Source organism: Leptospira interrogans, assembly GCF_900156205.1.
GTDB lineage: Bacteria > Spirochaetota > Leptospiria > Leptospirales > Leptospiraceae > Leptospira > Leptospira interrogans.
Map to the genome: position 1 here is coordinate 338668 of NZ_FTNA01000001.1, position 11673 is coordinate 350340.

The following is an 11673-nucleotide window of genomic DNA, read 5'->3' on the forward strand; positions in this document are numbered from 1 at the left end:
AAAATTAGTCTCAATAAAGTCAACAGAAACTTTTTTATAAGAATGACACTTCTTTGACAATCAACGCTTTAAAACTGGTATAGTTCTTTTATTGATATGTGGTCCACTCTGAGAGTTTATCATTCGATTCAAAAAGACCGGGAAAATTTAAAAATTCCGGGTTCTTATTTTTGGTCTACTTGTATGCGTACGATTTGGATCACTGACAGTAGAATTCATCGTGAACCTTCCAATCTTCCAGTTACTTTAGAAAAATATTCCGGTTATCAAGGATACCGTTTTGTTCTAGAGGTTATCTCCGGTCTTCATTCTAAACTTTTAGGCGAGACGGAAGTTCTTGCTCAATTTAGAAATAAGTTTAAAGTTCTCCCCTCCTCTGCTTTTGGAGAATATCTTGCAAGACTCAGAGATTCTCTCATTCAAGATTCGAGAAGTATCCGTTCTCGTTATCTTCAAAATATAGGAGAACAATCTTATGGAGGACTTGCAAATAAATATCTCAAGGATCACGATTTCGTTTCTGTTTTAGGAACGGGACAACTTGCGGAAAAAGTGCTTCCTTGGTTAAAACATCGAAACATACTTCTTGTGGGTCGAAATCAAAAACGTCTATTAGAACTTTCTAAACAATTCAACGTGACTATAAAATTGTTAAATGATTGGAATCCTACCAAGGGGGCGATCGTGATCGCGGCTCCTATCAATCTTAGTGGTTATATGAATTCGATTACAAGTGGTACGGTTGTAGTAGATTTTAGAGAAGTTCCTTTGGAAAAAAATTGGTCTAATGCGATTTCATATATATCATTCGCCGAAATGTTGGATTCTATTCGTGAAACCGAAGAAAGAACTTGGCAGATTCGAAAAATGCTTCAGCCGTTTTTGGACGAACTTGTAAAAGAAAGAGAGTTAGAAGCTCAGCAATTCATTTTCGGTTGGGAAGAACTGACTTGTCCCGCATTTTAAAGATTGGTTCCCGTAAAAGCGCACTTGCGAAACTTCAAACGTATCTTGTACTCGGAGCCTTAAAAAAAAAGTTTCCTGAAATCCAAGTGGAACTTTTTTTCCGAGAAGCCTCTGGGGATCAGGACTTACAAACTCCTCTTTGGAAAATGGGAACCAAAGGAGTTTTTACACAAGACCTTACTGCGGATCTTGTAGAAAAAAAAGTAGATATAGTCATTCATTCTTGGAAGGACTTGGATTTAGAAGGGCATCCGGATACTACGATCATTGGAGTTTTAGATCGTGCAGATCAAAGAGACGTTCTTCTTTGGAAAAAATCTTCACTTTCTAAATATTCTCCTTCGGTTTTAAAAATTCATACTTCTTCTCCGAGAAGAGAATATAACTTAAGGAAATTCTTAAGTTTTTCTTTACCTTCTCGTTATACCAATTCTTCCCTTGTTTTTTTGCCCATCCGAGGGAATATTCAGACCAGAATTCGCAAATGGAAAGAATCGGATTCAGACGGTCTAGTTCTCGCCAAGGCTGCCTTGGATCGTCTTTTGTCGGAAGACTTTTTTAATTCGGACGAATTAGAATATCAAGAAATACGAAAGTTTTTAAAAGATTCTATGGATGAATCCGTCTATCAGATTTTTCCTCTTTCTTTGAACCCTACCGCTCCTGGGCAAGGTGCGATTGCTGCGGAAGTGCGGACCGAAGATAATTGGGTTTTAGATAGGATTCGAACTTTGAGTAAATCGGAAGTTGTTTTAGCTGTAGAAGAAGAAAGAAAAATCCTAAAACGTTTTGGAGGTGGTTGCCATCAAAAGATAGGAGTTTCTATTCTTCAAAAAGCTTATGGAAAAATTTTATATCAAAGGGGACTTTCTGATTCTGGTGAAGTTTTAGAAGTTGAGGAACAGTTTTCTGAAATTTTTGCTCCGCCTGCGGATTCTGTGTCTAAGGTGTATCCAGTTCCTGGAGAAGCGGTCAAACAAAAAAGAACTCCATTAGATTCTTCTAATGGATTGATATTTTCCGAAGACGGCCAGAATAATAAAACAATTTTTCCAACAGAGTTAATTTTAAAAGATTGGCTCGTTACTAGAGGCAACGCGTTTCCCAATTTAAGCCCCGCTTTGGAACATACTGGTCTTATTTGGACTTCCGGTTTAAAAACTTGGTTCCAACTTGCTCAAAGAGATATTTGGGTTCATGGTTCTTTGGACGCTCTTGGGGAAGATGAACTTCCAAAACATTCCATTTTTGGAAAGCCTTTGGACTTTATAAAATGTACTCATGTAGGTTCTACTGAGATCGCTTCCGGCTTGGGAAGAGTTCTTACGTATCAAACTCAAGCGATGGAAGATCATCCGGATCTTTCCGAAAAAACTCATTTTTTTTGGATGAGCGCGTCTCAGTTTGATAAGGCACTTTCTATTTTTCCTCAAATCTGCAATGGGTTTCATGCTTGTGGCCCTGGAATTACTTACTCTCATATCCGAAAAGTTCTGGGAGAATCTGCAAATTTATCTATCTTTATACGTTACGAGTCCTGGCTTGCAAGTCTGGGATTGGAAGAATTTAAAGGAAAAAAAATTGGAAACCAAACAGAGAAGAATTCGCCTTAACGCTGGACTTAGAAATCTTGCGTCTTCGGAAAGTTTAAATTCAAAAAAACTAATACAGCCTATTTTTATCGTGGAGGGTTTAAAAGAAAAAGAAAAAATGGATTCTCTTCCTGGGGTTTTTAGAGATACGGAGTCTTCTGTTTTTAAGCAGGTAGAATTGGATCTCAAGGCAGGAGTGACTCATTTTATACTTTTTCTTATCCCGGAACTTAAATCCAATTCGGAGATTCCTAAATCCTTTTATGAACGTTCTATTTCTTCTTTAAAGAAGAAATTTCCAGAATCCTTTTTATGGATAGATACTTGTATGTGTTCTCTTACCACTCACGGTCACTGCGGGCTTTTGCATCCGGATGGAAGTATCGATAACCACACTTCTGTAAAACATCTTTCGGATATTGCTTTGGTTTACGCGCAATCCGGTGCCGATGGGATTGCACCAAGCGATATGATGGACGGAAGAATTAAAAGCCACCGTTCAATTTTAGATCTAAACGGATTTTCGAATATTCCAATTTTAAGTTATTCTACTAAATTTAAAAGTAACTTTTATGGGCCGTTTCGTGCGGCTGCCGATTCTGCTCCGGCTCAAGGGGATCGTTCTTCGTACCAAATAGACGTTCGAAATCGGGAGGACGCTGTTCTTTCTTCTATACGTGATAAAGAAGAAGGTGCGGACTTTCTGATGGTTAAACCAGGAATGACTTCCATTGATCTTATTGGTCCGATCCGTGAAAAAACGGGACTCCCCACGGGAGTTTATCAAGTTAGTGGAGAATACGCTTCGATCCATTATCTTTCACAAAACGGTTTTTGTGACTTTGATTCTGCGTTATCCGAAACTTGGCAGATTTTTTCCAGAGCGGGGGCTTCTTATCTAATTACGTATGCCGCCAGAAGAGGTAAGGAGATTTTATCTTGAACCAGAACAAACCAACTTCTAAATTGATTTCCGATTTTTGGAAAGGGAAAACCTCTGAAGAACTTTTTGAAAGAGCAAAAAAAGTTTCTCCCGGAGGTGTTCATTCTCCAGTTCGTTCTTTTCGCTCAGTGGGGGGGACGCCCGTATTTTTTGCTTCTGCAAAAGGGGCTACGTTAACCGACATATCTGGTAAAGAATATATTGATTATTGTCTGAGTTTTGGCCCTTTGATTTTGGGTCACAGAGATCCAGAAATAGAAGAAGTGGTTCGTGAAACCACTGAAATTGCCTGGAGTTTTGGGGCTGCAGAACCCTACTCTCTCGAATTGGCGGAATTGATTTCAAGTCGAGTTCCTTGGGCGGAGAAGGTTCGTTTTGTAAATTCAGGAACGGAAGCAGTGATGAGTGCGCTTCGTGTTGCACGAGCCGCTACTGGAAGGGAAAAAATTCTAAAATTTGACGGATGTTATCACGGTCATTTAGACTCTCTTCTTGTAAAGGCTGGTTCCGGACTTGCAGGAGAATCTTCTTCTGATAGCGCTGGGATTTCCGCAACATCAATCGCAAATACTTTAGTGTTGCCTTTGGATGATGAGGCTTCTGTAGAAAGAGTTTTTGAAACAGAAGGAAAAAATATAGCCGCTTTGATTATAGAGCCTCTTCCGGCTAATTATGGTTTGTTGATTCAAAGAAAAGAGTTTCTTTTAAAGATCGTAGAAACTGCCAGAAAATATGGGACGTTAGTCGTATTTGATGAGGTGATTTCCGGATTTAGGGTCGGCTTTCAAGGAATGTCTGGTTTACTCGGTATTTGGCCTGATTTGGTGACGTATGGTAAAATTATAGGCGGAGGATTTCCTGTAGGTTGTTATGCGGGTAAAAAAGACCTTTTGGATCTGGTTGCTCCTTCTGGTCCAGTTTACCAAGCAGGTACCTTAAGCGCAAATCCGTTTGGAATGAGGGCCGGTCTTGCCACTTTAAAAAAAGCACAAAGAGACTCCATTTATTCAGTGTTAGATGATAGGACCAAAATTTTTACGGATACAATGACCAAACTTCTAAACAAAAAATCGAATCAAGAATGGGAAGCCGTAATTCATTCTTCTTTATTTTGGTTTCGGAAAAAAACACAACAACCCATACGTAGAATTGATCTGATTCCAGAAGGACATAAGGAAAGTTTTGCAAAAGTATTTCATACTTTTCTAAAAAACGGAATTTATCTTGCTCCTTCCGGTTACGAAGTAGGGTTTTTATCTTGGGCACATGATGATGAAATTATAGCAAAAACTTTAGAGATAGCGGATAAGGCTCTCAAAACGTTCTAATGTTTTATCTTTGGAAAAATTCTAGGATCTTTTTTGCGATTATCTGGCTTTTGATCACGGTTTCTTTGGGAATATGGTGGTTTTTGCTCGGTCTTAAACTTACAAACACGGTGGCTGGTCTCAGTGCAAAACTAGACGCGTCCGCGGCTTCCGAAAGTCTTTTGGTTTTAGAAAGACAGAGTAGAATGATCAAAATGGAAGGTACTTTTTTCCTCTCCATGCTTTTGTTAGGTGGTATAACACTAATTTGGTTATCCTATCGAGACATTCGTAGAAACAAAATGATCCATGATTTTTTTTCTACTGTAACACACGAAATGAAAACTCCTTTAGCCAGTCTTAGACTTCAGGCGGAAAGTTTACAGGAAGAGTTACCAAATCATCACGAGAATAAGCTTATTCATAGATTGCTTAAAGACTCAGTAAGAATCGAATCTCAAATGAATCGTGCGATGTATCTTGCGAGCCTAACAAGATCAGAAATTCTTTATATAGAAAAAACGAATGTACGTTCTGTGTTTCTTTCTGTAGGTGAGGATTTTCCGGAATTAAAAATCGATCTTTCCCATCTGGAGGATGTGTTTGTTCCTGCAGATAGAAAGGCATTGGAAAGTATTTTTAAAAATCTCGCGGAAAATTCTTTAAAACACGGAAAGGCGAACGTTTTAAAAGTGATTTCGAAAAAACAAATATCAAATCAAATTTTAATAACGATTACGGATAATGGAACCGGTTTTGACGGAAAGTATAAAAATTTGGGAATTCCATTTCAAAAACATGGAAGTACAAGCGGGACCGGAATTGGTTTATATATTATAAAAAAGTTAATGAGTAAGATGAATGGTTCTATGCAAATCGTACCACAAAATTCCGGATTTAGAGTAGATTTGATTCTTCCGGAGGAGCCTGTTAGATGAGAGCCAAACTTTTGTTAGTCGAAGATGACCGTTCTCTTGGAGAAACACTGCAGGAACGTTTAGAAAAAGAAGGATACGAGGTTCTTTGGACTGTCTCTGCGGTTTCTGCGAAAAAATTGGTCAAGGACGAAAGACCTCATCTGATTCTTTTAGATGTACGTTTACCGGATGGAGATGGTTTCGCTCTTGCAGAAGAGCTGAAAGAAAGTAAAGACTGTCCTCCATTTTTATTTTTGACCGCACAGGCGGGCGCTCCAGAAAGACTCAGGGGATTTGAGTTAGGCGCCGAAGAATTTATACCAAAACCGTTTCATCTCAAAGAGTTACTTCTAAGAGTTAAACACGTATTAGAATCTCATAAACATTCCGTGGAAGAAACCAGATTTATATATAAGGATTTTATGTTGGACTTTCAAGGATTTCAAATCAAAAGAGGAGGTGAAGAATTCCCTCTTTCTAAAAGAGACTGTGCCCTACTTCATTTTTTAGTAAGCGAAAGAAATAGAACGGTCAGCCGTGCGGAAATTTTAGATAAACTCTGGGGAGAAGAAAGTTTTCCTACCAATCGAACGATAGACAATTCGATTGTAAGACTCAGACAAGCTTTCAGTGAGGAAGGGGAAAAAGTGATCCGATCCGTGAGAGGAGTTGGTTATCAATGGACCGGAGAAATCAAAAATGCCGAATGAGAGATATACGAACGTTTTAAATGGAATCGCACAAAAAATTCCTCCGGTGTGGATGATGAGACAAGCAGGTCGTTATCATAAACACTACCAGACTCTCAGAACAAAATATTCTTTCGAAGAACTATGTAAAAATCCAGATTTGGCCGCAGAAGTCGCCTACGGTCCCGTAGACGAATTTGACTTTGACGTGGCAATTCTTTTTTCTGATATACTTTTTCCTTTAGAAGCCTTGGGAATGGGACTTCGTTATACGGATTCAGGTCCAGTGTTGGATTTAGAAATTCGTTCTAAAGAGGATTTAAACAAATTGAAGTCAGTAGAAGATTCAATTTCTTTTATGCAGTTTCAAAAGAAGGCGATACAACGGACTCTAGAAAAATTACCAAAAGAAAAATCACTGATTGGTTTTGTGGGTGGTCCTTGGACTTTGTTCACATACGCTGTTTGTGGAAAACACGAAGGAAATTTATTTCTTCCTAAAACCTTGACCGAAGTAAGAAAAGAATTTTTAGAAAAGATAATCCAATTCTTAAAGGAAAATATTTCTATCCAACTGGAAGGTGGGGCAGAGTTAATTTTAATCTTTGATACCGCGGGAGGAGATCTTTCACCTGAACTTTTTAGAGAGATCGTGATTCCGGGAATAAAAACCTTGTCCGATTTTTATCCTGGGAAGGTCGGATATTATGGAAGAGGAACTTCATCTATACATTTTGAGATGATTCGAGAAATTACCACACTTGCAGGTTTTGGATTTGATCATAGATGGAATTTAAGAGAAATTTTTAAAACCGAAAGTAGAATGATTCAAGGGAATTTTGATCAGTCCTTATTATTTTTAGGAAAAGAAGAATTTAAGAAAATTCTAATGAACTATTTAAAACCTTTTAGAGAGCTTCCCCCCGCAGAAAGGATTGGTTGGGTCTGTGGTCTGGGGCACGGTGTGATGCCAAAAACGCCAGAATACAACGTGAAAACATTCGTAGAAATTGTGAGAGATACGTTTCGATGACTACTGTGAAAGATTTGATTGCAAAGTATGATATTCCCGCGCCTAGATATACTAGCTATCCTACTGTGCCGTATTGGTCCGAAAATCCAACCACGGAAGAATGGTTAGAAAAGGTAAGAAATCGTCTTCGTTTCGAAAATACATCGCTTTCTTTATATTTGCACATACCGTTTTGTGAAACCCTTTGTTCTTTTTGCGGTTGTAATACTTCGATCACAAAAAATCATTCCGTGGAAGATCCGTATATAGAATCTATTCTATTAGAATTTTCTAATTATTTAAAAGAGGTGCCAGAAATAGCAAAAAGAGAGCTAAAAGAGCTCCATCTAGGGGGAGGAACGCCTACTTACTTATCGGAGAAGAATTTGGAAATTCTTTTGGATTCAATATTAAAAAAAATGAATTTGTCTTCCAAATACGAGTTTTCTCTTGAAGTAGACCCTCGCAGAACCAGAGATACACAACTCAAAATCTTACGTGATTTCGGTTTTAAAAGAATCAGTTTAGGAGTTCAAGATTTTGATCCGGAAGTGCAGAGATTGGTCAACCGTACTCAACCTTTCGAGATGACGGAGAGAATTACTGAACTTTCCAGAAAATTAGGATATACTTCCGTAAACTTCGATCTGATTTACGGACTTCCAAAACAAAATCTGCAAAACATGAAACGCACTATAAAAAAAACTTTAGAGTTACGTCCGGATAGAATTGCGTTCTACAGTTACGCACACGTTCCTTGGCTTAAAGCGTCTCAAAGATTGTTTACGGAAGTGGATCTACCTTCCGGTTCCGCAAAACGAGAGTTATATGAAGTTTCTAGAGAAATGTTTTTAAAAGCGGGTTATATCGAAATTGGAATGGATCATTTTGCGTTGGAATCGGATTCACTTTTTCAGGCGGTAAAAAACGGAAATCTACACCGAAACTTTATGGGATACACTGCTAAAACAACGGATATGCTTTTGGGGCTTGGAGTTTCCGCAATTTCGGATAGTTGGGATTGTTTTCATCAAAACGAAAAAATTGTCAAAAAATATCAGAAACGGATTTACTCCGAAGGATTCGCTACACTTCGGGGACATAAGTTAAACGAGGAAGATCTGATACAAAGGTCTTTGATTTTGCAATTGTCGACTAGTGGAAAGGTTATAGTACCGGAGGAAATTTTGAGAGAAGTGAGGCTGTATTTGGCCTCTATGGAAGACGATACTTTAGTCAGATGGGAAGGAAATCTTCTCTCTTTGACCGAAAAAGGTAGGCCTTTTCTTAGGAATGTTTGTACAAGTTTGGATTTGAGGTTGCGCAGAAAAAGTCCTGAATTGAGGGTTTTTTCAAGTTCGATTTGATTCGATCTTCGGTCAAAAAAATTGTCCAATAAATTATAGATAAGAAGTACAATCTTAAAATCAAAGTTGTATTCTTATTATGGGAAGGTTCGTTTTGAAATCATCTTTGGAAAAACTCATTTTAGTTTTCGGCATACTTTTTATATTTATTTTTTCGATTTCGGCGGAGACCGTTCTACTTCAGGAAGGTGGAAGTTATCGAGGTAAGGTAATTACACAAAATCAAAAGACTCTTACGATCCAAACAAAACATGGTAAGCACGTAATATCTAAAAAAGAAATTTTAAAAGTAATTTATAAGGATGTAAGTGAAGAAGAGGAAGAAAAAGTTCGCAATGCTGAAATCCAAAGATTGGAAGAAGAAAAACTTACAAAACAAAGAAGTCTGGAATTAAAAAAACAACAAGAGGAAGAAGAAAGACTTAGAAGAGAAAGAGAAGCGGCGGAAAAAAATAAACCAGCTCCACCCCCACCTCCTCCACCTAAAAAACAGCCGGAAGTTTCCAGAGTTGGAGCACTTGCAAGATCTGTAGTGCTTCCGGGTTGGGGACAATGGGCGAGCGGAAGAAAGTTTGCTGCGATCATCTACCCTACTCTTTTTTTGGCTGCCGGTTATGCAGTATATGAGAATAATCGCAAGTATGTTGTTGCCAAAAGAGAATACGAGAGCTACGGAAATCCATACTCAAATAGTTCTCTCGCACTCGCCGCTTTGGGAATACCCAATCCAGAATTACCTCCTGTGATTACCGATCCCGTTGTTTTGCATTTCTACAATCAGGAGTTAAGTCCTTATCAGGATAAAAGGGAAGCAGTGGATAAGGCTTATAAAAATCTGCAGGCCAGTATAGGTGTGTTAGCTGGAATTTATGTCATCAACTTGATGGATGCGTTTATCTTTGGCGGACAAATATCTTCTACGGTAGGAATTTCAAACGGAGCGACTAAGGGACTGATATTCGATTATAATCCAATGGCGAACTCCGGAACAATAAACGGTGGTTTTACAAACGGGCCTACCTTTGAATCTAAATATACATTTGGGTATAGGTATCAATTCTAGGATTGTATTATATTAGAACTCGATAATTCTTTTAAGAATATTAGAAGAATTCGTTTTTATTTACGATTGCTGATTTACAATCTTTCGATTCTTTCCAAAATAGATCCGTGAGAACACAATCACCGGATTATATAGTCATCGGAGCGGGTTTTACCGGGCTTCTTTATTCTACTCTTGCCGTTTTAGAGGGGAGGTCTGTGTTTCTTTATGAAAAACAGAATCGATCTGGAGGATTGGTAGGGTCCATCCAAACACCTTTTGGACTTGTAGAAACTGCGGCAAATGGAATCCTAAATTCGTATCAACTCGAGGAACTTGCTTCCGCGCTTGGTCTGAAAATTCTTACCACAGAAAAAAAATCAAAAAAAAGATTTATCTGGAAAAACGGATCTCCTAGAAGATTCCCACTCTCTTTTTTAGACACCTTACGTGTGTTATATGGAATTTTAGGAATTTCCGCCGAGATTCGAGCGGGAGAATCCGTTTATCAGTGGGGAGTTCGTGTTTTGGGGAAAGGTGCGGTAAAAAACGTATTGGAGCCTGGCCTTGGCGGAATTTATGCCGGAAATTTAAAGGATATGTCCGCTGAACTCGCGTTAGGAGGTTGGATTAGTTCCAAGGGTTCCCTTCTAAAAAATATCCGTGAAATTAAAAAAATAAAAACAAAAAATCCAAAACAAAAAAAAGGAACGGTGAGTTTTAGGGGTGGTTTAGGAGAACTTCTAAACGCAATGGAAGCGAAAATTAAATCGTCTCCAAATTCTAAGATATATTATTCGCAAGAATCCCCTACTCTAAGCTCGATTAGAAAGAAATACCCTAATTCAAAAATTATTCTTTCCTGTGGTTTAGAATCTTCTTTAAAATTATTATCATCAGGTTTTCCAGTTTTCAAAAGATATGAAAAGTTATGTAAAACCCTAGGAGTTGTAACCGTCACTCGATTTGGTAACCAACCTTTGCTCGGAAAAAAGAGTGGATTTGGAATTCTTTTTCCTTCTGATTCTGGTTTTAGAACTCTAGGAGTTTTACTCAACTCTTCTATTTTTTCGGGAAGAGTTTCTAAAGGACATTACTCGGAAACTTTTATCTTTGGAGGAGCCCTAGACCAAGAAATCGTAAAATTTAAAGAAAAGGAAATTATAAACGTATTAGAAGAGGATCGAAAAAAAATAACCGTTCAAAATGACGAACCACTCAATCACTACGTTACGATTTGGAAATCAGCTCTTCCAATATACGATTTAGCTCTTCTTGAATTTAACAAAGAATTAGATCGAAGTTTGCCGGAAGGAATTTTTGTAGAAGGAAATTTTAGATATGGCATCGGCCTTAGTTCCATTTTAGAAAGAGCCTGGAACGTTATGCGGAATCAAAAAGGACGTACATAAGTTAACGTGAGTTTGACGTAAGAAAATCTGGGCGAATCCGACTGCTTGTTGCAGTTGGACCGGGTTCTTACCTCTGGTCAATAAATTGTATAAAAGAAACGTAATGCGATATTTTGTATTTAGTTTTAATATAGAACACGATCCATAGAGAGCCATAACCAACCCACAAATAATTGGATCTCAAGATCTATCGTCGGAATTACGACAAAATCTTCTATAAAACTTAGTTCCCACTCCACAACGTGACCCATAGGAAAGCGTTGTGCTGAGTTTTTCCTATTTTTGGGTGGGGGTGGTAAGGTTCGGAAAATTTTTCTCTATCAGAAAAACATACTTTTTGCAAGTAAAAAGACTCATTCTTGTCGGAACACTTGAAAAATGTGCCTTTTTGAGCCCAGAACGGCGATCCATAGAAAGCCCGTTCTG

The 11673-nt window shown here is 38.1% G+C and carries 10 protein-coding genes; all 10 read left to right on the top strand.

Going from position 1 to position 11673, the window contains the following annotated elements; translation table 11 throughout:
• Nucleotides 1–96: 96 nt before the first annotated feature.
• The 10 genes from BW942_RS01505 (at nucleotide 97) to hemG (ending at nucleotide 11247) form a co-directional block, all read left to right on the top strand.
• Entirely contained in the window at nucleotides 97–966 is an 870-nt protein-coding gene (locus BW942_RS01505; RefSeq protein ID WP_000269773.1) for a hypothetical protein, read from the top strand.
• A complete protein-coding gene (locus tag BW942_RS01510; protein WP_000086813.1) occupies nucleotides 951–2579 on the top strand; it encodes a type 2 periplasmic-binding domain-containing protein in 1629 nt (542 codons plus the stop codon). The genes BW942_RS01505 and BW942_RS01510 overlap by 16 nt, the downstream gene beginning before the upstream one ends.
• Nucleotides 2548–3501 (top strand): porphobilinogen synthase, encoded by a 954-nt coding sequence (gene hemB / locus BW942_RS01515; RefSeq protein ID WP_000448656.1) that lies wholly within the window; start codon nucleotides 2548–2550, stop codon nucleotides 3499–3501. The genes BW942_RS01510 and hemB overlap by 32 nt, the downstream gene beginning before the upstream one ends.
• On the top strand, nucleotides 3498–4829 hold the full coding sequence (hemL, locus tag BW942_RS01520; protein WP_001075132.1) for a glutamate-1-semialdehyde 2,1-aminomutase: 1332 nt from the start codon (nucleotides 3498–3500) through the stop codon (nucleotides 4827–4829). The genes hemB and hemL overlap by 4 nt, the downstream gene beginning before the upstream one ends.
• Nucleotides 4829–5746, top strand: coding sequence for a sensor histidine kinase (locus tag BW942_RS01525; RefSeq protein WP_000499591.1), 918 nt, complete (start codon nucleotides 4829–4831; stop codon nucleotides 5744–5746). The genes hemL and BW942_RS01525 overlap by 1 nt, the downstream gene beginning before the upstream one ends.
• Nucleotides 5743–6435: a response regulator transcription factor gene (locus BW942_RS01530; protein WP_001201862.1), complete on the top strand. Its 693-nt coding sequence runs from the start codon at nucleotides 5743–5745 to the stop codon at nucleotides 6433–6435. Before BW942_RS01525 ends, BW942_RS01530 begins: the two co-directional genes overlap by 4 nt.
• The gene (locus BW942_RS01535) at nucleotides 6425–7447 is read left to right on the top strand and encodes a uroporphyrinogen decarboxylase (protein ID WP_001132417.1); all 1023 of its coding nucleotides are present in this window, start codon (nucleotides 6425–6427) and stop codon (nucleotides 7445–7447) included. Before BW942_RS01530 ends, BW942_RS01535 begins: the two co-directional genes overlap by 11 nt.
• Complete coding sequence (hemN, locus tag BW942_RS01540) at nucleotides 7444–8793, top strand: oxygen-independent coproporphyrinogen III oxidase (protein ID WP_001982947.1); 1350 nt, start codon at nucleotides 7444–7446, stop codon at nucleotides 8791–8793. Before BW942_RS01535 ends, hemN begins: the two co-directional genes overlap by 4 nt.
• Before the next feature lie 79 nt (nucleotides 8794–8872).
• A complete protein-coding gene (locus BW942_RS01545; protein WP_000532389.1) occupies nucleotides 8873–9856 on the top strand; it encodes an LA_0442/LA_0875 N-terminal domain-containing protein in 984 nt (327 codons plus the stop codon).
• Nucleotides 9857–9963: 107 nt separating this feature from the next.
• On the top strand, nucleotides 9964–11247 hold the full coding sequence (gene hemG / locus BW942_RS01550; protein WP_001260288.1) for a protoporphyrinogen oxidase: 1284 nt from the start codon (nucleotides 9964–9966) through the stop codon (nucleotides 11245–11247).
• Nucleotides 11248–11673: the final 426 nt, after the last annotated feature.